Origin of the sequence: Paraburkholderia nemoris, assembly GCF_905221015.1 — a bacterium.
Classification (GTDB): domain Bacteria; phylum Pseudomonadota; class Gammaproteobacteria; order Burkholderiales; family Burkholderiaceae; genus Paraburkholderia; species Paraburkholderia nemoris.
Map to the genome: position 1 here is coordinate 142,237 of NZ_CAJNBO010000012.1, position 26,504 is coordinate 168,740.

Below are 26,504 nucleotides of genomic sequence, written 5' to 3' on the forward strand. Positions count from 1 at the left end.
GCCATCGACGCGTGATTTCGGTCTCTCGGGACGCGCCATTGGCATCGTCACGCTTTATATTCGACCGCGCTTGCACCGATAATCTGCTAAAACAGATCGCAACGAATCATCGAGAGGAGCAGCAACGTGGCGCAAGACCCCGCAGACGGCGTGTACTTGGGATTGATGTCCGGCACGAGCATGGACGGCGTGGACGGTGTTGCCGTCAGATTCGCGAAAGGAAAGCCGCCGGTGGTGCTGGCCGAAGCGTTTGTCGGTTTCGCGGCGGGCTTGCGCGACGCGCTGTTCGCACTTCAACAGCCGGGCGACAACGAGATCGAGCGTGAAGCGCTGGCCGCCAATGCGCTCGCCACACGCTACACGGTGTGCTGCCACGAACTGCTGGGCGCGAGCCGCGTGCCGGCTTCGGAAGTCCGTGCAATCGGCGTGCACGGTCAGACGGTGCGGCATCGGCCGGAAAAGGGTTACACGCGGCAGATCAACAACCCAGCGCTGCTCGCGGAAATGATGCACATCGACGTGGTCGCCGATTTTCGCAGCCGCGACGTCGCGGCCGGCGGCCAGGGTGCACCGCTCGTGCCGGCGTTTCACGCCACGGTGTTCGGTGCGAAAGACGAAACGCGGGTGGTCTGCAATCTCGGTGGCATCAGCAATATCACGATCCTGAACGCGACCGGCGGCGTGCGCGGCTTCGACTGCGGACCGGCGAACGCGCTGCTCGACGAATGGGCGCAGCGTCATCTCGGCAAGCCTTTCGACGAAAACGGCCATTTCGCCGCAAGCGGACAGGTCGATCGCACGCTGCTGAACGCGCTGCTCGACGAACCCTTTTTCTCTGCACAACCGCCGAAAAGCACCGGCCGCGACTTGTTCAACCCGCAATGGCTGGATGCCAAGCTCCAACCGTTCGCCGCCCTCGCCCCCGCCGACGTGCAAGCCACGCTGGTCGCGCTGACCGCCGTAACGGTTGCTCGCGAAATCGAACGGCATGCATCGGACGCCAAGGCGGTCTACGTGTGTGGCGGCGGTGCGCGCAATCCGGAGATCCTGAAAGCACTGCATCAGGCGCTGGAGGACAGCGGCGTAAGCGGCGTGCCCGTGATGACGACCGACGCGCTCGGCGTACCACCGAGCCAGGTCGAGCCGCTGGCCTTCGCATGGCTGGCAATGCGCTGCGTGGCGCGCCTGCCGGGCAATTTGCCGGCAGTTACTGGCGCCAGCGACGAACGCGTGCTGGGGGCGATCTATCCGCGGTGATTGGGGTAGTTCAGCTCAGGCAATAAAAAACGGGGCCGAAGCCCCGTTTTCTTTTACAACCTATCGACTAGTCAGCCATCAAACCGAAAACGACGAGCCGCAACCACACGTGGTTTGAGCATTCGGGTTCTTGATGACGAACTGCGCGCCGTTGATGTCGTCCTTGTAGTCGATCTCAGCGCCGACCAGATACTGGTAGCTCATCGAATCGATCAGCAGCTGGACGCCGCTCTTATTCATGACGGTGTCGTCTTCGTTGACGGCTTCGTCGAACGTAAAACCGTACTGAAAGCCCGAGCAGCCGCCGCCCTGCACGAAAACGCGCAGTTTGAGGTCCGCATTGCCTTCTTCTTCGATCAGTTGCTTGACCTTGTCAGCCGCTGCGTCGGTAAAAACGAAGGGGGCGGGCATCTCGGTCACGGGTGTATCGGTGACTGCGTTCATTCGAACTCTCCAAAAAGCTTCTAACCGCTATTGTAGGGCTGATCTCGATATCGTGCCGAAGCCCACAAAATCAATGGGTTCTTACAGCAAATTCAACGGTCGGCCCTGATGCCGCCACCAGCCTGCCTGAGCAGACCGCGTCGGCAGCTCCGGCAACAAAACACTTACTGCAAAGCCTGGCTACGAACCAATAAAAAAAGCCGCCTTCGCGAAAGCGTTGGCGGCTTTTGCAGCATTCCAGCCCGAAAGCCGGATTGCACATGAAGCGATTAACGCTTCGAGAATTGCTTCCGGCGACGTGCCTTGTGGAAGCCGACCTTCTTACGTTCGACTTCACGAGCGTCACGCGTAACGAAGCCAGCCTTCGACAGTTCCGGCTTCAGCGTTGCGTCGTAGTCCATCAGCGCGCGGGTGATGCCGTGGCGAACCGCGCCGGCTTGACCCGTTTCACCGCCACCGTTCACGTTGACTTTGATGTCGAACGTGACGCCGTGGTTCGTGAGTTCCAGCGGCTGACGCACGATCATCAGCGACGTTTCGCGCGAGAAGTAATCGGCGATAGGCTTGCCGTTTACAATGATCTCGCCCTTGCCAGCCTTGATGAAGACGCGTGCGACGGCGCTCTTGCGGCGGCCCGTGCCGTAATTCCAGTTACCGATCATGTGGGCTCCCCTTAGATCTCGAGCGCTTTCGGCTGTTGTGCCGAATGCGGATGCGTTGCTTCAGCGTAGACCTTCAGCTTCTTGATCATCGCGTAGCCGAGCGGGCCCTTCGGCAGCATGCCCTTGACCGCTTTCTCGAGCGCACGGCCCGGGAAGCGTTCTTGCATCTTGCCGAACGTCGTTTCATAAATACCGCCCGGGTAACCCGAGTGACGGTAGTACTTCTTGTCAGTAGCCTTGTTGCCCGTGACTTTCAGCTTGCCGGCGTTGATAACGATGATGAAATCACCGGTGTCGACGTGCGGAGTGAATTCAGGCTTGTGCTTGCCGCGAAGACGGTGTGCCACTTCGCTGGCGACACGCCCGAGAACCTTATCCGTCGCGTCAATCACGTACCATTCACGCGTAACCTCATGGGCTTTTGCGGAAAACGTCTTCATGATCGATCCAAAAAAATTGCTGCGCCCAATGTATTTTTTCCTGCTTGTAGTGTGCGCATCGAGGCGCGTGCAGGCTCTCCCTGGTTCTTCCTCCGCGGGCGCGGATGCGGAAAAGCTCTGAATTATAAAGGAATTTGTCACGCCGAGTCAAAGCTTGCGGGGGTTTCGGCGCGAAATCGGGCGATCCGGCGCCGGGATTTGGCCATTTGCCCTTCCCGTTAGCCCCGAATCCGGCGTTCGCGAGATCGAAGCCGTGGGCGAAAAAAAACCCGAACGAGCGGTTCGGGTTTAATCCACCAAAGGAGGAGGTGGAGGAGACAGCGGAGGTTGCAGAACTGCTGCAACCGATGGGATTGATTATATGAGGCACCCTTGTGCGACGCAAGAACATTTGCATTGTGAAATTCGATTTTACAATGTGGCAGACGATCTCGCCGATCAAAAAATTCTAAATTCCTTTTAAAATCAATCACAAAACTCCGTTTAAGAGCTTGCATACACAGACATCATCTAGAGTAAAACCCCTAAATCTGTCAGGGCATTCCCGAATCGCCGAAACATGCCGCACCGCAACACGCAAGCGGTCATCGGGCATAAGTTCCAGCGAAAGTCCCCTCGGGCGGACGCGCAAACACCGGGCTACAATGCGTTTTCGATATAAGCGCAGCGCGGTGGAGCACAGCATGGAATGCAAAGTTAGCTGGATGGGGCAAGACGGGATGGCATTTGCGGCCGAGACGGGCAGCGGTCATCTGGTCACGATGGATGGCGCGCCGGAAGGCGGCGGCCGCAATCTCGCGCCGCGTCCGATGGAAATGGTTCTGCTCGGCACGGGCGGCTGCACAGCGTACGACGTCGTGATGATCCTGAAGAAAAGCCGCCAGGAAATCGCCGGCTGCTCGGTGACGCTGAAGGCCGAACGCGCCAGCGAAGATCCGAAGGTGTTCACCAAGATTCACTTCCACTTCACCGTGACGGGCAAGAATCTGAACCCGGCTACCGTGGAACGTGCGATCAACCTGTCGCACGACAAATACTGCTCGGCGTCGATCATGATCGCGAAGACCGCCGAGCTCACGCACTCGTTCGATATCGTCGCGGGTTGAACTCGGCGCCTCGGCCCAGGCTTCTGCGCGGATAACCGCGCATTGAGCCAAACCAGCGCGTCAAAATAAAAATGCCGGCGTCCACACGGACGCCGGCATTTTTTGTTGGGTGGCAAAGCAAGCCGATAAGCCGGATTCTGTGCACGCGCCACGTTCGAAAACGCGACACGCGTAGCAGTCATTCCTCTAGGCGCGCCATTACTGACGTGCTCAAGCTTCCTACCCGCAGACGTGACGGGGGCCCCGTCCTGCATCTCGAAGATGCTAGCCTGCCTACTTGGAATTGCTCCGGGTGGAGGTTACCGTGCCGGTCTGCCTTGCAGCAGCCGCGGTGCGCTCTTACCGCACCGTTTCACCCTTACCTGATCCCGGCTTGCGCCGGGCCATCGGCGGTTTGCTTTCTGTTGCCCTGTTCCGCGTGTCACCACGGATGGCCGTTAGCCATCACCCTGCCCTATGGAGTCCGGACTTTCCTCGCCCTCTTTGACCGAAGCCGCAGAGGCCGCGACTGCCTGGCCTGCTTTGCTGGGGCGCATTTTAACACTGCGGCGAATAGGGTGCGGCTTTAGCGCGAACGCCGTCCTGTACGAAAGACGGACGTGTCGTCGTAAAACGCGGGGGATTCGTTCTCGGCGCACCAGCCCGGAATCCCTAGGACGGGCAGCGGCGCAAACATGCGGCTCGTCAATGCTTCGGTGCCCAATAGTGCCGTGCTGACAGACTCGTCGAGCCATGCATCGCGATCCGCGGCGTCCCACCCGAAGTACTCGGACGGCACGTCGACGATCCACGCGTGGCCCGTGCAGGCCTTGAACGGTGCGATCAGCTTTTCCAGCAACGCATGACCGAAGCAGCGCACTTCGCAGCGTGAGCCCCAGGCGTCACGATGAGCAACCATCAGCGTCTGCCAGTCGAACCCGCGCAAAGCCGCGCTCAACGCCGGGTCGGCACTCGCGAACAGCAGCGCGTTTTCGTCAAACAAGGTCAGCGTATCGCGCACGCCGCCGCGAGTCGGGCCGACGCCTAACACGTCGATCGCCGCCGACTGCCGCGCGTTCAGCGCCGCCTTGATCCGAGGAAACGCAAACCACATCGACCCGTTGAAGAAGTCATGCAGGTTGTGGCGCGTCGGCACGCAGCCCGTCGACGCGATGTGCGCCTCGTAAGCCGCGCCCGGCGGCAGATCGTCCTGCGCAATGAATGCGAGACGCTGGCCGCGCCCTGTCATCTGCCGCATTTCGCCGGCATCGGCATTCATTTCTGCGAGCAGGGCGGCGTAGCTCGTCAGCGCGCCCTGCTGCCAGCGCTCGCCGCGCGTCGCGAACTGTGCGAACCACGGCTTCGACCAGTCGATATCGGCGAAACCGAAGCCTACGCGCGCCGTCTCTTGCACCTGCATCTACTGCAACCTTAGACGAGGCGCCAGCCAATCGACTCACCGCCGCGCAGCGGCACAACAGGCGTATCGCCGACCGGCAATTCAGCCGGCAGCGTCCATTCTTCGCGGCGCAACGTGACCTTCTCTTCGCTGCGCGGCAGACCATAGAAATCCGCGCCGAAGAAGCTGGCGAAGCCTTCGAGCTTGTCCAGCGCGCCTGCTTTGTCGAACGCTTCCGTGTAGAGCTCGAGCGCATGCAGCGCCGTGTAGCAACCCGCGCAGCCGCACGCGTGCTCCTTCAAACCCTTCGGATGCGGTGCGCTATCCGTGCCGAGGAAGAAGCGCGGATTGCCCGAGGTCGCCGCCTCGACCAGCGCCACGCGATGCGTCTCGCGCTTCAACACCGGCAGGCAGTAGTAATGCGGGCGAATGCCGCCCTGGAAGATCGCGTTGCGGTTGTACAGCAGATGGTGCGCGGTGATCGTCGCGCCCAGCAGCCCCGGCGCCACGCCGGCTTCGCGGATGTAGTCGACCGCATCTTTCGTGGTGATGTGCTCGAACACCACCTTCAGCGCCGGAAAGGCGCGGCGCAGCGGCGTCATCACTCGGTCGATGAACACCTTCTCGCGGTCGAACAGGTCGATGGACGAATCCGTCACTTCGCCGTGCACCAGCAGCGGCATGCCGGTTTCCTGCATCACTTCGAGCGTTTTGGCGCACTTCATGATGTCGGTGACGCCTGCGTCCGAGTTGGTCGTGGCACCCGCCGGGTACAGCTTCACGCCATGCACAAAGCCGCTTTCGCGCGCGCGGCGGATTTCGTCGGGCGGCGTGTTGTCGGTCAGGTACAGCGTCATCAGCGGTTCGAACTTCGCGCCTTCCGGAATCGCGGCGACGATTCGCTCGCGGTACGCCTGCGCCATCGCGGTCGTGGTGACCGGCGGCTTCAGGTTAGGCATGATGATCGCGCGGCCGAACTGGCGCGCGGTATCCGGCAACACGGCAGCGAGCATCTCGCCGTCGCGAACGTGCAGGTGCCAGTCGTCCGGGCGGGCGAGCGTAACGGAGTCGATGGTGTCGACGGAATCGAGGGAGGCGTTGGAAGCGGTCATGGCGAGAGGGGAACGAGATTCGGCGGCAAAAAAAGCAAATCGGCGCGCTCGAAGCGGTACAAATCACAGCAATTCGCAGCGCTGGAGCCTAAACACACGTCAATTTTGCTATTTGGCGCTTCTGGCTCGGTGATATGCTTGGAAAATCATCATTGTAACGGCTCGCCCCGTTCACAGGCTTACCCGCAACATGTGCCAACTTCTCGGAATGAACTGCGCCGCGCCGACGGACGTCACGTTCTCGTTCACCGGCTTTGCGGCGCGCGGCGGCGTCACCGATCACCACGCGGACGGCTGGGGCATCGCCTTCTTCGAAGACAAAGCCTGCCGCCTGTTCATCGACCATCAATCGTCGGCGACCTCGCCGATCGCCGAGATGGTCAAGCGCTACCCGATCAAATCGAAAAACACGATCGCGCATATTCGCAAGGCGACGCAAGGGCACATCCTGCTGGAAAACTGCCATCCGTTCATGCGTGAACTGTGGGGGCGTCACTGGATCTTTGCGCACAACGGCGACCTGAAAGATTATTCGCCGGCGCTCAACGGCGTCTATCAACCCGTCGGCACAACCGATAGCGAGCTCGCCTTCTGCGCGTTGCTGCAAGGCTTGCGCAAGGCTTTTCCGGGCTGCCAGCCACCGCTGGAAGAGCTGTTCGCAGCGCTCGAAACGCTCACGCGCGAGATCACGCAATTCGGCGTGTTCAATTTCCTGATGTCGAACGGCCAGGCGCTGTTCGCGCATTGCTCGACACATCTGCACTACATCGTGCGGCGCTGGCCATTCTCCACCGCGCATCTGGTCGATGCCGACGTGTCGATCGATTTCGCCAAATACACGACGCCGGAAGACCGCGTCGCCGTGATCGCGACCAAACCGCTCACCGACAACGAAGTGTGGACCGCTTTCAAACCGGGCGATCTGCTGATGTTCCAGCACGGCGAAGTGATCGGCCGGGTTAACGTGCCGGTGCCGGCTTCGGTGCTGGAGAAGCTGCTCAATCCGGCGCTGGATGCGTCGGCTTCGGCGACTACGATTGCGGCTTCGGTTGAGGCGGTGGCCACAGCCGCCGAGCTCGACCTCGAAGCCGCGGACGACACCGCCGCTTTCGAATCCTGACCCGGGTTGGGTGGCGTTCGCGAAAGCCTGAAACGTCATCAGACACAAAAAAGCCGCTTCTTTCGAAGCGGCTTTTTTTCTGCAAGGGCCACGTCAACCAACGTGGCCCAGCAATAACCTCAGTGCAGGATCTTCGCCAGAAAATCCTTCGCGCGATCCGACTTCGGATTCGCGAAGAAGTCTTCCTTCCTGTCGTCTTCCACGATCAGGCCCTTGTCCATGAAGATCACGCGGTGCGCGACCTTCTTGGCAAAGCCCATTTCGTGCGTGACGCACATCATCGTCATGCCTTCCTGCGCGAGTTCGACCATCACGTCGAGCACTTCATTGATCATTTCCGGATCGAGTGCCGAGGTCGGCTCATCGAACAGCATCGCGATCGGGTCCATCGACAACGCGCGCGCAATCGCCACGCGCTGCTGCTGACCGCCCGACAATTGCCCCGGAAACTTGTCCGCATGCGCACGCAGGCCGACGCGATCTAGCAGCTTGTAGCCCTTGGTCGTGGCTTCGTCCTTCGAGCGGCCGAGCACCTTGACCTGTGCGAGCGTCAGGTTCTGCACGATCGACAGATGCGGGAACAGCTCAAAGTGCTGGAACACCATGCCGACCTTCGCACGCAGCTTCGACAGGTTGGTTTTCTTGTCGGTCAGCGATTGGCCGTTGATGACGATCTCGCCCTTCTGGAACGGCTCGAGGCCGTTGACGGTTTTGATCAGCGTGGACTTGCCCGAGCCCGACGGCCCGCACACCACCACCACTTCACCTTTTTTGACTTCCGTCGTGCAGTCCGTCAGCACTTGAAACTGACCGTACCACTTCGAAACATTCTTGATAGAGATCATCTTGCGACCTTTTTCTGAAGACCTTTGACGAGGCTCGACGCGATCACGCAGATCACGAAATAACACGCGCCCGCGAACAGTACCATTTCGACATTCGTGCCGTCACGGTCGCCAATATTCGTGGCAGTGCGGAAGAAGTCGGCGAGGCTGATCACGTAGACGAGCGACGTATCCTGAAACAGCACGATACCTTGGGTGAGCAGCAGCGGCACCATCGCGCGGAACGCCTGCGGCAGCACGATGAGGCGCATCGCCTGCGGGTAGCTCATGCCGAGCGCAAACGCGGCATTGACCTGCCCGCGCGGCACCGCCTGAATGCCGGCGCGGATGATCTCCGAATAGTACGCCGCCTCAAAGAGCGAGAACGCGACCATCGCCGAAGCCAGCCGAATATCGATATCCGGCGACAAACCCAGCACGTTCTGCAGCACCTGCGGCACGATCAGGAAGAACCACAGCAGCACCATCACCAGCGGGATCGAACGGAACACCGTCACGTAGGCCTTGGCGAACCATTCGAACGGCTTGATCGGCGACAGCCGCATGATCGCGAGAAGGGTGCCCCAGACAATGCCGATCACGATCGCGATCAGCGTGATCTTGATGGTGACGATAGCGCCGGTCCAAAGCGTAGGCAGTGCGCCCGGAATACCGCTCCAGTCGAAATGATGCATCACTTACCTCCGATATAGCCGGGCAACCGGGTCTTGGCTTCGACCCAGCGCATCAGTTGCATCACGACCAGATTGATCAGCACATAGGCCAGCGTGACCGCGATGAACGACTCATACGTCTGCGACGTGTAGTCGACCAGTTGGCGCGCCTGGGCCGACAGATCCAGCAAACCGATGGTCGACGCAACCGCCGAGTTCTTGAAGATGTTCAGAAACTCGGACGTGAGCGGCGGCACGATGATCCGGTACGCAACCGGCAGCAGCACGTAGCGATACGTCTGCCACTGCGTGAAACCCATTGCCAGACCCGCGGCGCGCTGGCCGCGCGGCAATGCGTTGATACCCGAGCGCACCTGCTCGCACACGCGCGCGGCGGTAAAGAGCCCGAGGCACAAAATAGACGATGAGAAGAACTGCGCGCCCGGCGGCAGTTGCTTGTACCAGTTCCCCATCGACGCAGGCAGCAGTTCCGGTATCACCAGATACCAGATAAAGAACTGCACGATCAGCGGGATGTTGCGGAAGATCGCGACGTAGAGCGTGCCGATACCCGACGCCCATTTGTTCGGCACCGTGCGCAGCACACCGAACAACGAACCGACGATCAGCGCGATCACCCATGCTGACAGCGACACGGTGATCGTCACCCAGAAGCCGGACAGCAGCCAGCCCAGATAGGTGGTCGGCTCGCCGGTGGAGACCGGACTCAGCAGAATGCCCCAGTTCCAGTGATATGACATGACCAAGACTCCAGCAAAAAGAAACGGAAGAAGCGCGTGGCCCCTTCCGTTTCGTTCAGCGTTTCAAAAAAACAGCTAAGGTTTAATCGATTGCCTTGTCATTCGGGCTCTTGTAGAGCGCCTTGATGTCATCGCTTTCCGGGAAGGCCAGGTTCAGGCCCTTCGGCGGAATCGGCGATTCGAACCACTTCTTGTAGATCTGATCGGCTTCGCCCGAGGTTTCGACCTTCGCGATCGCGTCGTCGACGACCTTCTTGAATTCCGGATCGTTCTTGCGAATCATGCAGCCGTACGCTTCATGCGATTGCGGCGTACCGACGATCACGAAATCGCCCGGGTTGTTCGACTTGGCGCGTTCGCCAGCCAGCAGCGCGTCGTCCATCATGAACGCAGCAGCGCGGCCGGTGGAGAGCGTCAGGAACGACTCGCCGTGGTCTTTCGCGCTGATGATGTTCATGCCCATGCTCTTGTCCTGATTCATCTTGCGAAGCAGGCGCTCGGAGGTGGTGCCGGCGGTCGTGACGACCGTCTTGCCCTTCAGGTCAGCGAAGTCCTTGATGCCGGAGTCTTTCTTGGTCATCAGGCGCGTGCCGATCACGAAAATCGTGTTCGAGAAGGCAGCCTGCTGCTGGCGCTCGGTGTTATTCGTAGTGGAGCCGCATTCCATGTCGACGGTGCCGTTTTGCACCAGCGGAATACGGTTTTGCGACGTGACCGGGGTGAGCTTGACCTTCAGGTTAGGCATATTCAGCTTTGCCTTGACCGCCTCCACCACCTTCAGCGCGAATTCCTGCGAGTAGCCGATGACATTCTGCTTGTCGTCGTAATACGAAAACGGGATCGACGATTCGCGGTGCCCCAGCGAAATGACACCCGTGTCCTTGATCTTTTTGAGCGTACCAGCGTCTTGCGCATGCGCGCCAACCGTAAACAGTCCGAGAGTCGCGAGCAGCAGCGCAGCTTTTTTAACCTTCATGTGTGATCTCCTTGGCAAGAACCGGCGCCAGTTTAGCAAAGTAATTATTCTGAAAGTATTGCTATAAACCATGTTTGTTGCGCCCGCGCGCCGCTACGGGATTACAGCAGCTTAATCCGGCAATTCAAACACGGTGAATACGCAAAGGCGGGCGGCATCGATAGGATGCCGCCCGCCGGGTGAAACACGCGGTCTTGTGGACCACGTCAAAGCAAGGATTCGCAGCGGCCCGCGAGGTGGCGGGCCGCCGTTTCATGCCAATCGATCAGGGATACAGGCCGCGCAATTCGCGCGCTTCAAGGATCCGCTTACATGCGACGATAAACGCCGCAGTCCGCACGGACACCTTCTGCTCGCTCGACACTTGCCACACAGCGGCAAATGCTTCGCGCATGACGCGCTCGAGACGCTGGTTGATCTCGTCTTCGGTCCAGAAGAAGCTCGAGAAGTCCTGCACCCACTCGAAGTACGACACCGTCACGCCACCGGCGTTAGCCACGACGTCCGGAATCACGAGAATGCCGCGGTCGTGCAGAATGTCGTCCGCTGCCGTGGTGGTCGGGCCGTTGGCGCCTTCCACAACGATCTTCGTCTTGATCTTGCCGGCGTTCTTTTCGGTGATCTGGTTTTCCAGCGCGGCCGGAATCAGGATGTCCGATTCGACCGTCCAGAATTCTTCGTTCGTGACTGCGTCGGCTTCCGGGAAACCGCCTACGCCACCGTTCTTCGCCACGTAATCCGCCAGCGCAACAGCATCGATACCGGTCGACTTGTACAGCGAGCCAGTGTGATCCTGCACCGCGACCAGCTTCGAGCCCGCTTCTTGGAACAGACGTGCGGCGATACCGCCCACGTTACCGAAACCTTGAACAGCAATCCGTGCACCTTCGATGTCGACACCGATACGGCGTGCCGCTTCGGAAGCCACCACGAACACGCCACGGCCCGTCGCTTCGCGGCGGCCCAGCGAACCACCCAGCGCGATCGGCTTGCCCGTCACGACGCCCGTAGCCGTTTGGCCCTGGTTCATCGAGTACGTGTCCATCATCCACGCCATGATCTGCTCGTTCGTGTTCACGTCCGGCGCGGGGATGTCGGTATTCGGTCCGATGATGATGCCGATTTCGCTCGTGTAGCGGCGCGTCACGCGCTCCAGCTCGCCACGCGACAGCGTACGCGGATCGACACGAATACCACCCTTCGCACCGCCGTACGGCACGTTCACAGCAGCATTCTTCACCGACATCCAAGCCGACAGCGCCATCACTTCCGACAGCGTCACGTCCTGGTGATAACGCACACCGCCCTTACCCGGACCGCGCGACACGTTGTGCTGCACGCGATAGCCTTCGAAGTGCGCGACCGTGCCGTTATCGAGTTCAATAGGCACATCGACGATCAGAATGCGCTTCGGGCGCTTCAGGGTTTCGAGCCAGCGGGACAGCGAGCCGAGGTACGGCGCGACGCGGTCGACCTGACGCAGGTAGTTGCCCCACGGGCCGAGGTCGTCTTTATTCAGGTAGGAAGGAACAGACTGCAACGTTGACGCGGATTGTGCTGCTTGTTGCTGGGATGACATGAACGCTCCGGCGTTGATCGAGTGACAGCATTGTCGAAAAACGCCGTTTTGAAATCCAATGCCGTTTCATTATCCGATTATGTTTTTTATGCATAACCATCAAAAAGCCGCAAATTCGCGTCGTGGGGAAGCAGGTTCTCAGGCAGCGCTTGAGCGTTGGGCGATCTCCTCGGACACCACGTCCCACAGTTGCCGCACAAGTATCTGCCGCGCATCGTCGGTCTTCGCTACAAGCTTGTCGCGATAGAGCCGGATCTCCATGGTTAGCGTGAGTTGCCCCTCAGGCGTGCCGCGGGTCGCACGGTCGAGCCGGATCAGCTTGCCGTCGGCGACCGCGTCTTCCACAGCGCTGTGCGGCAGGAAGGCGATGCCGTGGCCGGCCAGCGCCATGGCCTTGAGCCCCTCGGCCATGTCGGTTTCGTACAAACGGTCGAGATACAGGCGCTCCGGCGCGTTGGCGAGGATCACCTCGGTCATGCGGCCCAGATACGCGTTCGGCGTGTAGGACAGATAGGGTGTGGGCGCCTCGGGGGTGCCCGGCAACGTGTGACGTGCCCGGCCGGCGCGCCCCGGCGCGGAGAACGGACTGATCGGCTCGTTGCCGAGCGTGAGCATGTCGTAGCGCGCCGGATCGAGCGCGACCGGATGACTCGGATGGTGATAGCCCATCATCAGATCGCAGCCGCCTTCCACCAGCGACAATGCCGCGTCGTGCACGTTCAACGCCCGCAGCCGCGTGTGAATCGGGCCCATCTGCGCTTCGATGCGCTGCAGCCAGCGCGGGAAGTACGTCAGCGACAGCGTATGCGGCACCGCGAACTCGATGGTCGCCTGCGGCGTGGCCGTGTGGCCGCGCAGTAGCGCGCGTGCCTCGTGGAACTGCGACAGCATCGCGAGCGCCTGCTCGTTGAACACCTGGCCGGCCGCGGTCAGCCGCGTCGGGTAAACCGAACGGTCGATCAGTTCGGTGCCGAGCCACGCTTCCAATGCCTGAATCCGCCGCGAAAACGCCGGTTGCGTGACATGACGCAGTTCAGCCGAGCGGCTGAAACTACGCGTTTCCGCGAGCGAAACGAAGTCTTCGAGCCATTTCAGTTCCATGCGAAAGCCTGCTGCCAGCGGGAGGGAGGAAGTCAGCATTCTAGCGGCGCGGGGTGGTGCCGCCGGGTTGAGTGGTAAAATTCGCGGTTCCCTCCGTTCCCGATCCGCTCGCTGAGCGCTCGCTTTGACTCCGGCCCCCATCATGTCCGACACCCGCCCCGACACCCTGTTCGCGCTGAACGCGCTCTCCCCGCTCGACGGCCGTTACGCCTCGAAAACCGAAGCCCTGCGCGACTGGCTCTCGGAAGCCGCTTTCATGCGCAATCGCGTGACCGTGGAAATCCACTGGCTGATCGCGCTATCGCACGCCGGTTTCGCCGAAGTGCCGCGCTTTTCCGAAGCCGCCGAACAATTCCTGCTGCAACTGGCCGAGCGCTTCACCGCGCACGACGCCGCGCGCATCAAGGACATCGAGCGTGTGACGAATCACGACGTGAAAGCGGTCGAGTACTGGCTGAAGGAATCGGTCAAGGGTCAGGAAGAACTGGAACGCGCGAGCGAGTTCATCCACTTCGCGTGCACCTCGGAAGACATCAACAACACGTCGCACGGCCTGATGCTCGCCGGCGCGCGTGAACACGTAATTCTGCCGGCACTGCGCTCGGTGCATCAGCGCCTCGTCGCGCTGGCTCATGCGCAAGCCGAACAGCCGATGCTGTCACGCACGCATGGCCAGCCGGCCAGCCCGACCACGCTCGGCAAGGAAATCGCCAACGTCGCCGCACGTTTGGAACGCGCGATCGACCGTATCGCGAAGGTCGAACTGCTGGGCAAGATGAACGGCGCGGTTGGCAACTTCAATGCGCACCTGTCCGCGTATCCGGAATTCGACTGGGAAGCGTTCTCGCGCGAAGTGGTCGAACAGCGCCTGAAGCTCACGTTCAATCCGTACACGATCCAGATCGAACCGCACGATTACATGGCCGAACTGTTCGACGCCGTGTCGCGCGCCAATACGATCCTGCTGGATCTGGACCGCGACGTGTGGGGCTACATCTCGGTCGGCTACTTCAAGCAACGCACGAAGGCCGGCGAAATCGGTTCGTCGACGATGCCGCACAAGGTCAATCCGATCGACTTCGAAAACTCGGAAGGCAATCTCGGTCTCGCCAACGCCACGCTGCGCCACCTCGCCGACAAGCTGCCGATTTCGCGCTGGCAGCGCGACCTGACCGACTCGACGGTGCTGCGCAATATGGGCGTCGCGTTCGGCTACTCGCTACTCGCGTACGACTCGCTGATCCGCGGCCTCGACAAGCTCGAAGTGAATGCACAGCGTCTGAACGAAGACCTCGACAACTGCTGGGAAGTGCTGGCCGAGCCGGTGCAAACGGTGATGCGCCGTTACGGCATCGAGAACCCGTATGAGCAGCTGAAGGAACTGACGCGCGGCAAGGGCATCACGCGTGAAGCGCTGCAAACGTTCGTGACCGGTCTCGCGATTCCGCAAGATGCGAAGGATCGTTTGCTCGCCATGACGCCGGGTTCGTATATCGGCAAGGCAGTCGAACTGGCGAAGCGGATCGCTTAAGACCCAGTCACTGCCTCGCAGCTTCGGCCATAAAAAAGGCGCTCACAAACGTGAGCGCCTTTTTTTCATCCTGCAACGTCAGTGGGTTTAACTAAAACCTCACCGCTCCGTCATCTGCCTCAACACCTCTTCGACGATCGCTTCCGGCGACAGCTCGATGCTTACCGTGATCGCTTCATCCGGACCCGGCTCTTCGAGCGTATCGAGCTGACTCTGCAGCAGCGACGGATCGAAGAAGTGGCCGGTGCGCGTGGTCAGCCGCCCGCGCAGCACTTCGAACGAACCCTTCAGATAGACGAAGCACACGTCCTTATCGCCGTTGCTCCCGCCGCGCAGAACATCGCGGTATGAGCGCTTCAGCGACGAACACGTGAACACCGCCTTCTCGCCCGCCCTCTGCTTTTCTTCGATCGCCGCACGAATAGTTTGCAACCACGGCCAACGGTCTTCGTCGGTCAGCGGAATGCCGTGGTGCATTTTCTCCTTATTGGCGGCGCTGTGAAACGCGTCGCCGTCGGTGAACGCGCAGTGCAGGCGTTCCGCCAGCATTTCGCCAATCTTCGTCTTGCCGGCGCCCGACACGCCCATTGCGATCAAAATCATCAAAAACTCCTTACACGACCGTCGCGAGCGCGAAAGTCAAACCCAGGCCCATCAGGGAAATGACCGTTTCGAGGAGCGACCATGTCTTGAAGGTCTGCCCCACCGTCATACCGAAGTATTCCTTGATCAGCCAGAAACCGCCGTCATTCACGTGCGAGAAAATCAGCGAGCCCGAACCGGTGGCGAGCACCAGCAATTCCGGCGTGACCTGCACGCCGCTCGCCGAAGCGATCGGCGCAACGATGCCACAGGCCGTCGTCATCGCTACGGTCGCCGAACCCGTGGCCAGACGAATCAGCGCGGCCACCAGCCAGCCGAACAGCAGCGGCGACAGATGCATGGCCGTCGCCACGTTGACGATTTCCTTCGAGATGCCGCTATCCATCAGCACGCGCCCGAAGCCACCGCCCGCACCGACGATCAGCGTGATGCCCGCGATCGGCGCCAGACATTCGCCACAGAACTTCTGGATCTGCTCACGATTGAAGCCGCGGCTCGCGCCGAAGGTCCAGAAGCTGACCAGCACAGCGATCAACAGCGCGACGTCCGAGTTGCCGACGAAACGCAGCAGGTCGTTCGCCAGGGTCTTCGGCGTAAACACGAGATCGGCCCAGCTGCCGACCAGCATCAGAATCACCGGCAGCAGAATCGTGAACAACGTGATGCCGAAGCTCGGCAACTCGCGCTTCGGCGCCGCGCTCTTCGCGTTATTTTGCGCGTCGTCACCGTGGCCGAGGAATTGCGCGGCGAGCGGATTGTTCTCCGGCAGCTTGATGTAACGGCTGATCAACAGTGCGAACAGCGGACCGGCGACGATCGCCGTCGGCACGCCCACGATCAGCCCGTACGCAATCGTCTTGCCGATGTCGGCGTGATACGCCTGCACCGCGAGCATCGCGGCCGGGTGCGGCGGAATCAGACCGTGCACGACGGACAGGCCCGCAACCATCGGCAGACCGACCAGCAGCAGCGACTTGTTGGTGCGTTTGGCGACGTTGAACGCAATCGGAATCAACAGCACGAAGCCGACTTCGAAAAACACCGGCAAGCCGACGATGATCGCCACGACCATCATTGCCCAGTGAATATGCTTCTCGCCGAACTTGTCGATCAGTGTGGTCGCGATGCGCTCCGCACCGCCCGATTCGGCCATCATTTTGCCAAGCATGGTGCCGAGGCCGACCACGATCGCGATGTGGCCGAGCGTATTGCCGTTGCCGGTTTCGAACGATTTGACGATCGTGCCGATCGGCATGCCGGATGCGAGGCCCAGCAGCAGCGAAACGATGATCAGGACGAGGAACGGGTAAACCTTGTAGCGGGTGATCAGCAGGATCAGAAGTGCGATGGCGATCACCGCGAAGACCAGCAGCGTGCTGCCGTGGACAGCTTCCATGAAGCTCCTCCTTTGCGTTATTGATTGTTGGTGCGGAACACAGCTGGCACCTGTCTCACGGCGACCTCGAGCGGTGCCTGAAAACCCGGCAAGCCGCGCGGACGCTGAATTTTACTGTTTGTTGTCTTTAAAAGCGCGCGAATCCGGCACGCACATCGCAAAGGAGCCTCGGCGCGACAGCCTGACAGGCTGTTTCGACGAGGCTCCTTTGTGTAGGACCTGGTTACTGGACTAAAGTACGGGCCGTTTCAACTCAATGGGCAGGCGCGGCCAGTTCGCTGGCGGCACGTGCGAGACGCGTGACTTCGTCCCAGTTTTGCGCCGCAAGTGCAGCCTTCGGCGTCAACCACGAGCCGCCCACGCAAACCACATTCGGTTGCGCGAGAAAATTGATGGCGCTTTCGGCCGTGATGCCACCGGTCGGGCAGAATTTCAACGTTGGGAACGGACCGTAAAACGCCTGCAGCATCGGAATACCGCCGGCTTGCTGCGCCGGGAAGAACTTGACGATTTCGTAGCCGAGTTCGAGCGCCGCGATAATGTCGCTCGGCGTCATGACACCCGGCAGCAGCGGCAAACCCGCATCCTGCGCCGCCTTGTGCATATCTTTCGTCAGACCTGGCGACACGCCGAATTGCGCGCCCGCTTTCTTCGCCTGAAAACAATGCTCCGGCTTCGTGATCGTGCCGACTCCAACCACGATGTCTTCGGACAGTTGGCTCGCGCGTTCGATCGCTCCGAGCCCCGCAGCCGTGCGCAGCGTGATTTCGAGCACCTTCACGCCGCCCGCATGCAGCGCGCGCGACACGTTTTCGCCCTGTTCGACCGAGTCGAACGCGAGCACCGGAATCACCGGGCCGAGGCGCACGATATCGCTTACTGTTTTCGCCGTCATAGTCAGACTCCTTGTTTCTGCAGCTCGTGGCTGGCTTGAGTGGTGCTTGTGTGTGCTTTCTTGTGTTCGCCGTGCTGCGCGCCGCGCTCGCCCACCATCGGACCGAACACCGAGGCGCCCTGCTCCGCCGGCGCTGCCGCCGCACGGAACACGCCGAACAGTTCGCGGCCGAAGCCGACTTCGTTTTCCGCCTGATGCTGAGGCAACGCTTCCGGCCGCGCCGCCCATTCGGCTGCATCGATTTCAATGTCGAGCACGCCGGCGTCTGCATCGATCACCAGCATGTCGCCCGTGCGGACTTTGCCGATCGGGCCTTGCAGCAAGGCTTCCGGCGACAGGTGAATCACCGCCGGCACTTTGCCCGACGCGCCGGACATGCGGCCGTCGGTGACCAGTGCCACGTGGAAACCTTGATCCTGCAACACACCGAGCAATGGCGTCAAACGATGCAATTCGGGCATGCCATTTGCACGTGCGCCCTGGAAGCGCACCACGGCGATGAAATCACGCTTTAGCTCGCCGTTGTCGAATGCGGCCTGCACGGCTTCCTGTGAATCGAACACGATCGCCGGCGCCTTCACCTTGCGATGCTGCGCTGCGACCGCCGAAATCTTGATCACGCCGCGGCCAAGTTTGCCCTGCATCAGGCGCAAGCCGCCGTCAGGCTGGAACGGTTCCTTGATGCCGCGCAGCACTGCGGTGTCTTCGCTCTTTTCCGTGCCCGGCACCCATTGCAGCTTGCTGTCGAGCAGCTTCGGTTCTTCGGTGTAGTGATGGAGACCCTTGCCCGCGACGGTGTTCACGTCTTCGTGCAGCAAGCCGCCTTCCAGCAGATTGCGAACCAGGAACGCGACGCCGCCTGCGGCGTGGAAGTGGTTCACGTCGGCCTTGCCGTTCGGGTAAATCTTGGCGAGCAGCGGCACGGCTTGTGACAGCGTGTCGAAGTCATCCCAGTCGATCACAATGCCGGCCGCGCGCGCGATTGCGACGAGGTGCAGCGTGTGATTGGTCGAACCGCCCGTTGCCAGCAACGCTACGATGCCGTTGACGATCGCTTTTTCGTCGACCACGTGGCCAATCGGCATGTAGTTGCCGCGATCCACCGTCAAGTCGAGCACGCGGCGTGCGGCTTGCGCGGTCAACGCGTCGCGCAGCGGCGTATGCGGGTGCACGAACGCCGAACTCGGCAGATGCAGGCCCATCACTTCCATCAGCATCTGGTTGCTGTTTGCCGTGCCGTAGAACGTGCAGGTGCCCTGGCTGTGATACGCGGCGGCTTCTGCTTCGAGCAGCGCGTCGCGGCCGCATTGGCCGGTGGCGAACAGCTGGCGTGTCTTGGCTTTGTCGTCGTTCGACAGGCCGCTGCCCATCGGGCCGGCCGGCACGAAAATCGTCGGCAGATGGCCGAATTGCAGCGCGCCGATCAGCAGGCCCGGCACGATCTTGTCGCAGATGCCGAGGCACAGCGCCGCATCGAACATGTTGTGCGTGAGGGCCACCGCCGTGCTCATCGCGATCACTTCACGCGAGAACAGCGACAGTTCCATGCCCGCATTGCCTTGCGTGACGCCGTCGCACATGGCCGGAACGCCACCCGCGAATTGCGCGACGCCGCCGTTTTCACGCGCGGCCTCTTTGATGATGTCCGGGTAGTTTTTGTACGGTGCGTGCGCGGACAGCATCTCGTTGTACGAGGACACGATGCCGATGTTCGGCTGGCGAATCTGCTTGATGACGAGCTTGTCGTGGCCTTCAAGGCCAGCAAAGCCGTGAGCCAGATTGGCACACGAGAGCGCGCCGCGTGCCGGGAATTTGCCCTGAGCGTGCTCGATACGGGCCAGATACGCCTCGCGAGTGGGCTTGCTGCGCTCGATCACGCGTTGCGTGACCTTCAACAATTGCGAATGCGGGGAAACCATCGGAGCTCCTTCGTCGCTGGCGTGAGGCGTAGGCGCACTATGCCAGGCAGGTATCGCGGGGATGTCGAAACAGTCGACGTCGCAATGTTAGTAGAAAAACTACACGATCGCAATCACGACTCCTGTTGCATCGCGACATTTTTGAATGGCCAGATTGCCTTACTGGCCTTGCCTTAGCGGTGTATACGGCAAAACCTAGGGAATACACCTACTGCTCGATATGTAGTTTTTGTACCTTTTCCAGCAATCAGATATAGTCCACGCATTCTTCAGCATAGTGCGAGTTTTCCGATGATGCTGTCCCAGGTGGAAGAGATGCGCGACCAGTTGCGTCCGTCCGAACGCAAGCTGGCCGATTACGTAATCGAAGCGCCGCGTGAGGTACTCGATCTCTCGATGACCGAGGTGGCCGCGCGCGCGGGCGTCAGCCAGCCGACCATCGCGCGGTTTTGTCATGCGCTGGGGTTTTCGGGCTTTCGCGAGTTCAAGATCCGGCTGGCGCAGGGCATCGCCGCGGAAGTGCCGGCCGTCTACCGCGATGTGCGGCCGGACGAACCGACCCCAGGCGTTGCAGCGAAGGTGCTCGACCGGACCATCGGTGCGCTGATCCAGGTGCGCAACAATTTGTCATCGGATAGCGTGGCCGCGGCGATCGCGCTGCTGGCGCAGGCGCGGCGCATTGAGTTTTACGGCGCGGGCGGGTCGGGCATTGCAGCGCTGGACGTGCAGCACAAGTTTTTTCGTCTCGGGATGCCGAGCGTTGCCTATTCGGATCCGCACACGTTTCTGATGTCGGCTGCGCTGTTGGGTGAAGGGGATGTGGTGGTGGCGATTTCGAATACCGGACGTACGCGCGATATTGTGGATGCGGCGAAGTCGGCGTTGGCCAGCGGCGCGAAGGTGATCGCGATCACGCACGGTAATTCGCCTTTGGCGCGACTGGCGACGGTCGGCTTGTTCGCCAATGTCGATGAAGACACGGATATCTTTTCGCCGATGACCTCGCGCGTCTCGCATCTGGCGATCGGGGATATTCTGGCGGTGGGGGTGGCGTTGAGCCGGGGACCGGAACTCGTCGAGAAGCTGGCGCAAGCGAAGGAAGTGATCAACCGGCGACGGATCGATCCTCGCGCATAACGGATAACCCTTCTTGCGGGCCCGATCGCCATGCAAGCGGTGCGCAATGCAACCGCGCTTGCCGGAAATCTCAATTCCGATACCCCAAAAAAAGACGGGCTCCCCGAAGAGAGCCCGTCTTTTTGCACTAACAGCCTAAGATCGGTTCACGAAACGCACCCATTCTGAAGCGCCTTTCGCGACCGTCACCTGACGCTTACCACTGATACGACGCGCCCGCGCCGACAGTCGTTTCGCTGCCGCTGACCCCGGCGCCTACCTTGACCTTCAGGTTCGACGTGATGCGCGCCGAAGCGCCCACCGCCGCTGCCTGATAACCCTTGTAGGTCGCCCCGGCGACGCCAATTGCCAGCGTCTTGCCCGGATCGACTTCCGGAATCATCGTCAGCGCCGTGGCGGCCGCCACACCGCTGTAGGCAGCGCGTGCCGTATCGCCAATCGCCGACTGCATCTGACCAAGATTTACCGCATCCGTCGCTGCCTTGCCGGGCGCGACGTTCGTGATGCGACGCTCGTTACCCTGTGAGCCGACAGAAACGGTGTTGGCCTGGTCGGCCACCGAACCCACGCCGATGGCAACCGAGTTATCGCCGCTCGCTTGCGATCCGCCGCCGAGTGCCATCGCATTGTTGCCCGACGCTGCGGCTGCCGGCCCGCTTCCAGCATTGAGCGACATCGCTGCGCTACCCGTTTGCTGCTGGTTCTGCACCGACTGGCTCAGATCAGACAATTGCTGGTTGGTATTCCACAACTGCGCGCCGGTCACAGCATCGGTACTGGTCGCCGACAGTTCGCCGTCCTGCAGATTGGTCAGCTTCACCTTGGGCGCGTCAGCCGATCCACCCAACGTCACCTGATTGTGCGCGCCGGTGTCGTACTGCACCGCGTTCGCGACCGAACCGCTCATCGTGCCGACGGTTGTCTGCAGGCTCGCGATATCGTTGGTGTTCTGACTCACGCGGCCGTCCAGGTTCGTAATCGCCGCACCGACATTGTTCACAGTCGTACCGCCGACGGTGTATGCCGGCGCCGAAATCGTGCCGTCCTCGTTGACGGTCGAACCGCCGCCAAGCGCCTCTGCCGCGCTGGCCGCATGCGAATACAGTTGCGAGCCGTTCACCGCATCCACGCTCGCCTCGTTCACCGCACCTGCCGCCACACCCGTCACGACGCGGTTACCCGCCGTGCCGGCCATGTTGATACGCAGACCGTCCGTCGCCGCGCCAACGAGAATGTCGCGCGACGTCTGATCCTGCGTCACCAGACCGATGGTGCCGTTGTTGATCTGCGTCTCCAGCGACGTCAAATTGGTGTCGAGCTTGTCGAGCGCGTCGCCGACCGTAGTTTGCGTCTCACCCTGCATGCGGTACGTCGGGCTGATGAACGAACCGTCCGCGCCGATCTCCGCACCGCCGCCAAGTGACGCGACAACCGGGCTCAACTGGCCCAGATTGACCGCCGACGTCGCGGTTTTGCCGGCCGCAACACCTAGCAGTTCGCGCGGACCCGCGCTACCCGTAAAGTCGAAGCTCGTGCCGCCCAGCGCGCTGGCAACGCTCAACGCACCCGAAGTCGAGTCCCTCTGCACCAAACCCACGGTGCCCGCGTTGAGCTGGGTGGTCAGGTCGCCGACCGAATCTTCGACCTTCGTAACACGCTTATCGACGGTCGCGATGTCGTCGGCGTTCTTCGAAACGCTCTGGTTGGTCGCGTAGAGCTGCGAGCCGTTCACCGCGTCTGTGCTCGATTCCGATACCGCGCCCGCCGCCACGTTCGTGAGCGTTGTACCAGCCGCGCCGCCGCCGAGCGAGATCTTGTCCTTCGTCGTATCGTCGTAGGCAACGAACGCGTTGGTTGCATTGCCCGATTCGTCCGTGGTCAGACCTGCCGCCTTCAGTTGCGCCACGTTGACCGCGTCCATGTCGTCAACGCCCGCCTTCACGTTGCTCAGCGTCGTGCCCGACGCACCAGCCAGCTTCACCGTGTCGTGCGCCGACGTGTCGTACTTCATGACATCCGTCATCTGATCGTTGATCGTATCAACCTTCGTGGCGAGCGTGCCGACAGCGTCAGTGTTCTTCGCAACGCTCTGGTTGGTCGCGTAGAGCTGCGAGCCGTTCACCGCGTCCGTACTCGATTCCGATACCGCACCCGCCGCCACGTTCGTGAGCGTCGTGCCAGTTGTGCCATCAAGCGTCACCTTGTCATGCGCCGACGTATCGTACGTCACCGCCCCGGCCACGCCGCCACCAAGCGTCTTGATCTGCTTGTTGATATCGTCAATGTCGGTGGTGTTCTGCGTCACCCGGCCATCAATGTTGGAGATGGCCGCACCCACGTTGTTCACCGTGGTGTTGTCCACACTGTAGGCCGGTGCCGAAATCGTGCCGTCTTCGTTGATCTCCGCACCGCCGCCGAGCGCCGCGACAACCGGGCTCAACTGGCCCAGATTGACCGCCGATGTCGCAGTTTTGCCCGCCGCGACACCTAGCAGTTCGCGCGGACCCGCGCTACCCGTGAAGTCGAAGCTCGTGCCGCCCAGCTTGCTCGCAACGCTCAACGCGCCCGAAGTCGAATCCCTCTGCACCAGACCTACCGTACCCGTGTTGAGCTGCGTGGTCAGGTCGTCGACCGAACCTTCAACCGTCCCGACTCGCGTATCGAGATTCACGATGTCGTCGGCGTTCTTTGAAACGTTCTGGTTGGTCGCATACAGCTGCGAGCCGTTCACCGCGTCCGTGCTCGATTCCGATACCGCGCCTGCCGCCACGTTCGTAAGCGTCGTGCCCGATGCACCAGCCAGCGTCACTGTGTCGTGTGCCGACGTGTCGTACTTCATCACGTCCTCCATCTGGCCGTTAAGCGTGTCAACCTTGATCGCGAGCGTGTCGACAGCCTCGGTGTTCTTCGTCACCCGTCCATCAATGTTGGAAATGGCCTCACCGACGTTGTTCACCGTGGTGGTGTCCACGCTGTAGGATGGCGCTGAAATCGTGCCGTCTGCGTTGACGGTCGAGCCGCCACCCAGCGCCGAAGCCGTGCTGGCTGCGCTCGAATAGAGCTGCGAGCCGTTCATCGCGTCCTTGCTCGATGCCGATACCGCACCCGCCGCCACGTTCGTAAGCGTCGTACCCGATGCGCCGCCCAGCGTCACCTTGCCTTGGGTCGTATCGTCGTAGGCGACAAATGAGTTTGTAGCATTGCCGCTCGTGTCGGTTTTCAGGCCGGCTGCCTGTAATTGGCCATAATTGACCGCATCGGTAGCTTGCGTGCCTGCTCCAACGTTCACGATCTGGCGTTTCTGCGTGCTGCTGCCGACAGCAACCGTGTTATCGCGACTAGTCGACGAGCCTTGGCCCAACGCAACTGACGAACTGCCGGTAGCCGCGGCATTCATACCGATGCCAACCGACGCGGTGCCGCTGGCATTAACCGCCTCACCAATGGCGATCGCCCCGTCAGTAGCGACGGTACTGTCAGCGCCGATCGCGATTGCCCACTGGCCTTTCGCAGTGTTCTTGGAGCCGATTGCAATGGCGGAAGCTCCCGATGCGCTGGACCCGAAACTGGACGTGCCGATTGCAATAGCGTTCGCTGCCGTCGCGCTTGTGTTTGGACCGATAGCTATCGCCCCGCTCACGGAGGCAACAGCATCAGAGCCACCCGTGTTGACACGAAAGTACTTCACCCCGGTGCTGCTATTGGTGATGTTGTTTACGGCGTTTTGCAGGTTCGAGACGTTAGTGTTCGTCGTGAACAGTTGGGTGCCGTTCACCGCGTCCGTGCTCGATGCCGAGAGCGTGCCCGCCGCGACGTTGACGATCTTATTGCCCTTCACGTCCGCTGCGCCACCCGCACCGCTGAATTGCACGGTCGCGCTGTTGAGCGACGACAGTGCCGTGCCCACATCATGCTGCGTGCCGCCTGCGACGTTATAGGTCGGGGCGCTAATCGCACCGGTGCTTGCCGAGTACGCGGCGCCGCCGCCCAGCGCAGTCGCCGTGTTCGCACCTGCCGTGTTGATCTTCGCGTCTTCTGACTGCAACTGGCTCACGTTCACCGCGTCCGTTGCGGACGCGCCGGCAGCCACGTTGGTGATCGTCGTGCCTGATGCGCCACCCAGTGTCACCTTGCCCTTGGTCGTGTCGTCGTAGGCGACGAATGAGTTGGTTGCGTTGCCGCTTGAATCGGTCTTCAGGCCTGCTGCCTGCAACTGGCCGAGGTTCACTGCATCGGTTGTTTGCTGGGCAGCCGCTACGTTCACGATCCGGCGCTGCTGCGTGCTGCTGCCGACGGAAACCGTGTTGTCGGCGCTTGCCGTCGACTTGTAGCCAATCGCCACACTGTTAGTGCCGGAGGCTGTCGACATATAACCAAACGCCGCACTGTTATCGCCCGATGTCACCGAATAGGAGCCAATCGTCGTGGAATAGGCTCCCGACGCAGTCGAACGCGCACCCACTGCCGTCGAATTTGCCGTGCTTGCCCAGGCACCGTTACCAGCCGCGAGAGACATTGAACCGGACGCGAAAGCCAACGACCCTACAGCTGTCGAACCGGACGCAGTGGCGGTTGCGTTATTTCCGAGCGCCGTTGAGGCAACCCCCGTCGCGGTCGTTGTTTGCCCGATAGCTATAGAGTTGGGGCTAACTGAAATGCCCGCCGCCAGGCCCGTAATCGCCGCACCAACGCTGGTCACTGTCGAACCGTTCACAACATAGGATGGCGCGGAGATACTGCCGTTCGCGTTTACAGTGGAGCCGCCGCCAAGCGCCGCTGCGTTGCTCGCCGCAAGCCCGTACAGGAGCGAACCATTCACCGCATCCGTGCTGGACGCGGACACCGCGCCTGCAGCAAGATTGCTGATCTTCTTGCCACCCATGTCGAGGTTATTCAGCACAAACACACCACTGTTCGTGATCTTCATCTGATCAACGCCACCAGCACCAATGTGGGCAGTGTTCGGATCGGTCACCGTGAAATACGCACCCGCATTGCCGCTGCCGTCGTAGGAAACAATCCCCGCCTGCTGCGAAGCGGCGCTGCAATCGTTGCTAGTCACAACCTGCGCGCCGTCTGCCGACGAGATGCAGTCCGAGTTACTCGTATTGGTCCCCAGAATGCCTGCGGCAAAAGAGTTTGGCGTCGCCGCTGCCTCAGACTTCACCGCCGTGCCGAAACCCACGCCGGCCGCCAGCAACGCCGTCACCAGCGCTTTCTTGTTCCTGCTCGCTTTGCCCCGGTTCTTCGTCACTTCGGATGCCGCGACATACGTCCCGGTGCTCTCATTCCATACGCTTTGGTAAGACTTGTTCATGATTTCGTCCTTCTGACGATGTGATATCGGGTTCAGTGCCGCGGGAAGTGTCTTAATGGAGACATGTACGCGTCAGCGGTAGCAGAAGGATCGAAAACGGGGTCGTCGCAACAGATATTCTCGGACCATCCCATTAATCCTTCCGGGATGGCACCACTATAAAATTAGGAATTTCTTAAAATAATAGGAACATTCTTAAATCACCTTACTTTCGATCAGAATTGCCCTACTAAAAACACGCCGAAGTATGACGACCGTGGAGCACAAGGTTG

Annotated in this window: 22 protein-coding genes and 1 other RNA gene; 5 read left to right on the top strand and 18 right to left on the bottom strand. The window is 61.0% G+C overall.

Going from position 1 to position 26,504, the window contains the following annotated elements; all coding sequences use genetic code 11:
- The first annotated feature begins 126 nt into the window (after positions 1–126).
- Entirely contained in the window at positions 127–1,257 is a 1,131-nt protein-coding gene (locus KHO33_RS20045; protein WP_200565193.1) for an anhydro-N-acetylmuramic acid kinase, read from the top strand.
- A 78-nt stretch (positions 1,258–1,335) separates the two neighbouring features.
- Here KHO33_RS20045 and erpA read toward each other — a convergent pair whose 3' ends face one another.
- The 4 genes from erpA to KHO33_RS20065 form a co-directional block, all read right to left on the bottom strand.
- Entirely contained in the window at positions 1,336–1,701 is a 366-nt protein-coding gene (gene erpA, locus KHO33_RS20050) for an iron-sulfur cluster insertion protein ErpA (RefSeq protein WP_054034493.1), read from the bottom strand.
- Between the two features lie 269 nt (positions 1,702–1,970).
- Entirely contained in the window at positions 1,971–2,363 is a 393-nt protein-coding gene (rpsI, locus tag KHO33_RS20055; protein WP_007180423.1) for a 30S ribosomal protein S9, read from the bottom strand.
- Between the two features lie 11 nt (positions 2,364–2,374).
- Positions 2,375–2,803 carry a 50S ribosomal protein L13 gene (gene rplM / locus KHO33_RS20060; RefSeq protein WP_020069304.1) on the bottom strand — a complete coding sequence of 143 codons (429 nt, stop codon included), beginning with the start codon at positions 2,801–2,803 and terminating at the stop codon, positions 2,375–2,377.
- Entirely contained in the window at positions 2,775–3,245 is a 471-nt protein-coding gene (locus tag KHO33_RS20065) for a hypothetical protein (RefSeq protein ID WP_200565194.1), read from the bottom strand. Before KHO33_RS20065 ends, rplM begins: the two co-directional genes overlap by 29 nt.
- A gap of 241 nt (positions 3,246–3,486) precedes the next feature.
- Between KHO33_RS20065 and KHO33_RS20070 the strand changes: the two genes are divergently transcribed.
- Positions 3,487–3,909 (top strand): OsmC family protein, encoded by a 423-nt coding sequence (locus KHO33_RS20070; RefSeq protein WP_063497318.1) that lies wholly within the window; start codon positions 3,487–3,489, stop codon positions 3,907–3,909.
- A gap of 110 nt (positions 3,910–4,019) precedes the next feature.
- Here the strand turns inward: KHO33_RS20070 and rnpB are convergent.
- The 3 genes from rnpB to pyrC form a co-directional block, all read right to left on the bottom strand.
- An RNA gene (gene rnpB, locus KHO33_RS20075) (RNase P RNA component class A) lies at positions 4,020–4,433 on the bottom strand.
- A gap of 41 nt (positions 4,434–4,474) precedes the next feature.
- Positions 4,475–5,308, bottom strand: a complete 834-nt coding sequence (locus KHO33_RS20080; protein WP_200565195.1) for a DUF3025 domain-containing protein — start codon at positions 5,306–5,308, stop codon at positions 4,475–4,477.
- Between the two features lie 11 nt (positions 5,309–5,319).
- The gene (gene pyrC, locus KHO33_RS20085; RefSeq protein WP_054034496.1) at positions 5,320–6,399 is read right to left on the bottom strand and encodes a dihydroorotase; all 1,080 of its coding nucleotides are present in this window, start codon (positions 6,397–6,399) and stop codon (positions 5,320–5,322) included.
- A 190-nt stretch (positions 6,400–6,589) separates the two neighbouring features.
- Between pyrC and KHO33_RS20090 the strand changes: the two genes are divergently transcribed.
- Entirely contained in the window at positions 6,590–7,519 is a 930-nt protein-coding gene (locus tag KHO33_RS20090; protein ID WP_200565196.1) for a class II glutamine amidotransferase, read from the top strand.
- Between the two features lie 119 nt (positions 7,520–7,638).
- Here the strand turns inward: KHO33_RS20090 and KHO33_RS20095 are convergent, their stop codons facing one another.
- The 6 genes from KHO33_RS20095 to KHO33_RS20120 all read right to left on the bottom strand — a co-directional run bounded on the left by KHO33_RS20095 (position 7,639) and on the right by KHO33_RS20120 (position 13,434).
- Positions 7,639–8,364 carry an amino acid ABC transporter ATP-binding protein gene (locus KHO33_RS20095; RefSeq protein WP_200565197.1) on the bottom strand — a complete coding sequence of 242 codons (726 nt, stop codon included), beginning with the start codon at positions 8,362–8,364 and terminating at the stop codon, positions 7,639–7,641.
- Positions 8,361–9,038, bottom strand: coding sequence for a glutamate/aspartate ABC transporter permease GltK (gene gltK / locus KHO33_RS20100; protein ID WP_054034499.1), 678 nt, complete (start codon positions 9,036–9,038; stop codon positions 8,361–8,363). Before gltK ends, KHO33_RS20095 begins: the two co-directional genes overlap by 4 nt.
- Positions 9,038–9,778, bottom strand: a complete 741-nt coding sequence (locus KHO33_RS20105) for an amino acid ABC transporter permease (protein WP_054034500.1) — start codon at positions 9,776–9,778, stop codon at positions 9,038–9,040. The genes gltK and KHO33_RS20105 overlap by 1 nt, the downstream gene beginning before the upstream one ends.
- An 82-nt stretch (positions 9,779–9,860) precedes the next feature.
- The gene (locus KHO33_RS20110) at positions 9,861–10,754 is read right to left on the bottom strand and encodes a glutamate/aspartate ABC transporter substrate-binding protein (protein WP_054034501.1); all 894 of its coding nucleotides are present in this window, start codon (positions 10,752–10,754) and stop codon (positions 9,861–9,863) included.
- Between the two features lie 265 nt (positions 10,755–11,019).
- Positions 11,020–12,333 (bottom strand): Glu/Leu/Phe/Val family dehydrogenase, encoded by a 1,314-nt coding sequence (locus KHO33_RS20115; RefSeq protein WP_054034502.1) that lies wholly within the window; start codon positions 12,331–12,333, stop codon positions 11,020–11,022.
- A gap of 138 nt (positions 12,334–12,471) precedes the next feature.
- On the bottom strand, positions 12,472–13,434 hold the full coding sequence (locus KHO33_RS20120) for a LysR family transcriptional regulator (protein WP_054034503.1): 963 nt from the start codon (positions 13,432–13,434) through the stop codon (positions 12,472–12,474).
- Positions 13,435–13,576: 142 nt separating this feature from the next.
- On the opposite strand from KHO33_RS20120, the gene purB reads away from it, so the two are divergent.
- The gene (gene purB, locus KHO33_RS20125) at positions 13,577–14,965 is read left to right on the top strand and encodes an adenylosuccinate lyase (RefSeq protein WP_054034504.1); all 1,389 of its coding nucleotides are present in this window, start codon (positions 13,577–13,579) and stop codon (positions 14,963–14,965) included.
- A 99-nt stretch (positions 14,966–15,064) separates the two neighbouring features.
- On the opposite strand, the gene KHO33_RS20130 is transcribed toward purB, so the two are convergent.
- The 4 genes from KHO33_RS20130 to edd all read right to left on the bottom strand — a co-directional run bounded on the left by KHO33_RS20130 (position 15,065) and on the right by edd (position 19,778).
- The gene (locus tag KHO33_RS20130; protein WP_200565198.1) at positions 15,065–15,568 is read right to left on the bottom strand and encodes a gluconokinase; all 504 of its coding nucleotides are present in this window, start codon (positions 15,566–15,568) and stop codon (positions 15,065–15,067) included.
- Positions 15,569–15,578: 10 nt separating this feature from the next.
- Positions 15,579–16,964: a GntP family permease gene (locus KHO33_RS20135; protein WP_093635464.1), complete on the bottom strand. Its 1,386-nt coding sequence runs from the start codon at positions 16,962–16,964 to the stop codon at positions 15,579–15,581.
- 253 nt (positions 16,965–17,217) lie between these two features.
- Positions 17,218–17,859: a bifunctional 4-hydroxy-2-oxoglutarate aldolase/2-dehydro-3-deoxy-phosphogluconate aldolase gene (gene eda / locus KHO33_RS20140; RefSeq protein WP_054034506.1), complete on the bottom strand. Its 642-nt coding sequence runs from the start codon at positions 17,857–17,859 to the stop codon at positions 17,218–17,220.
- Positions 17,860–17,861: 2 nt separating this feature from the next.
- Positions 17,862–19,778: a phosphogluconate dehydratase gene (gene edd, locus KHO33_RS20145; protein ID WP_200565199.1), complete on the bottom strand. Its 1,917-nt coding sequence runs from the start codon at positions 19,776–19,778 to the stop codon at positions 17,862–17,864.
- 291 nt (positions 19,779–20,069) lie between these two features.
- On the opposite strand from edd, the gene KHO33_RS20150 reads away from it, so the two are divergent.
- A complete protein-coding gene (locus tag KHO33_RS20150; RefSeq protein ID WP_200565200.1) occupies positions 20,070–20,915 on the top strand; it encodes a MurR/RpiR family transcriptional regulator in 846 nt (281 codons plus the stop codon).
- Positions 20,916–21,111: 196 nt separating this feature from the next.
- On the opposite strand, the gene KHO33_RS20155 is transcribed toward KHO33_RS20150, so the two are convergent.
- Positions 21,112–26,232 carry a YadA-like family protein gene (locus tag KHO33_RS20155; protein ID WP_200565201.1) on the bottom strand — a complete coding sequence of 1,707 codons (5,121 nt, stop codon included), beginning with the start codon at positions 26,230–26,232 and terminating at the stop codon, positions 21,112–21,114.
- Between the last annotated feature and the right edge of the window lie 272 nt (positions 26,233–26,504).

Coding starts and splice junctions, on each gene's coding strand:
- erpA (WP_054034493.1), bottom strand. CDS start 1,701: ATGAACGCAGTCACCGATACACCCGTGACCGAGATGCCCGCCCCCTTC.
- rpsI (WP_007180423.1), bottom strand. CDS start 2,363: ATGATCGGTAACTGGAATTACGGCACGGGCCGCCGCAAGAGCGCCGTC.
- rplM (WP_020069304.1), bottom strand. CDS start 2,803: ATGAAGACGTTTTCCGCAAAAGCCCATGAGGTTACGCGTGAATGGTAC.
- KHO33_RS20070 (WP_063497318.1), top strand. CDS start 3,487: ATGGAATGCAAAGTTAGCTGGATGGGGCAAGACGGGATGGCATTTGCG.
- KHO33_RS20080 (WP_200565195.1), bottom strand. CDS start 5,308: ATGCAGGTGCAAGAGACGGCGCGCGTAGGCTTCGGTTTCGCCGATATC.
- pyrC (WP_054034496.1), bottom strand. CDS start 6,399: ATGACCGCTTCCAACGCCTCCCTCGATTCCGTCGACACCATCGACTCC.
- KHO33_RS20090 (WP_200565196.1), top strand. CDS start 6,590: ATGTGCCAACTTCTCGGAATGAACTGCGCCGCGCCGACGGACGTCACG.
- KHO33_RS20095 (WP_200565197.1), bottom strand. CDS start 8,364: ATGATCTCTATCAAGAATGTTTCGAAGTGGTACGGTCAGTTTCAAGTG.
- gltK (WP_054034499.1), bottom strand. CDS start 9,038: ATGCATCATTTCGACTGGAGCGGTATTCCGGGCGCACTGCCTACGCTT.
- KHO33_RS20105 (WP_054034500.1), bottom strand. CDS start 9,778: ATGTCATATCACTGGAACTGGGGCATTCTGCTGAGTCCGGTCTCCACC.
- KHO33_RS20110 (WP_054034501.1), bottom strand. CDS start 10,754: ATGAAGGTTAAAAAAGCTGCGCTGCTGCTCGCGACTCTCGGACTGTTT.
- KHO33_RS20115 (WP_054034502.1), bottom strand. CDS start 12,333: ATGTCATCCCAGCAACAAGCAGCACAATCCGCGTCAACGTTGCAGTCT.
- KHO33_RS20120 (WP_054034503.1), bottom strand. CDS start 13,434: ATGGAACTGAAATGGCTCGAAGACTTCGTTTCGCTCGCGGAAACGCGT.
- purB (WP_054034504.1), top strand. CDS start 13,577: ATGTCCGACACCCGCCCCGACACCCTGTTCGCGCTGAACGCGCTCTCC.
- KHO33_RS20130 (WP_200565198.1), bottom strand. CDS start 15,568: ATGATTTTGATCGCAATGGGCGTGTCGGGCGCCGGCAAGACGAAGATT.
- KHO33_RS20135 (WP_093635464.1), bottom strand. CDS start 16,964: ATGGAAGCTGTCCACGGCAGCACGCTGCTGGTCTTCGCGGTGATCGCC.
- eda (WP_054034506.1), bottom strand. CDS start 17,859: ATGACGGCGAAAACAGTAAGCGATATCGTGCGCCTCGGCCCGGTGATT.
- edd (WP_200565199.1), bottom strand. CDS start 19,778: ATGGTTTCCCCGCATTCGCAATTGTTGAAGGTCACGCAACGCGTGATC.
- KHO33_RS20150 (WP_200565200.1), top strand. CDS start 20,070: ATGATGCTGTCCCAGGTGGAAGAGATGCGCGACCAGTTGCGTCCGTCC.
- KHO33_RS20155 (WP_200565201.1), bottom strand. CDS start 26,232: ATGAACAAGTCTTACCAAAGCGTATGGAATGAGAGCACCGGGACGTAT.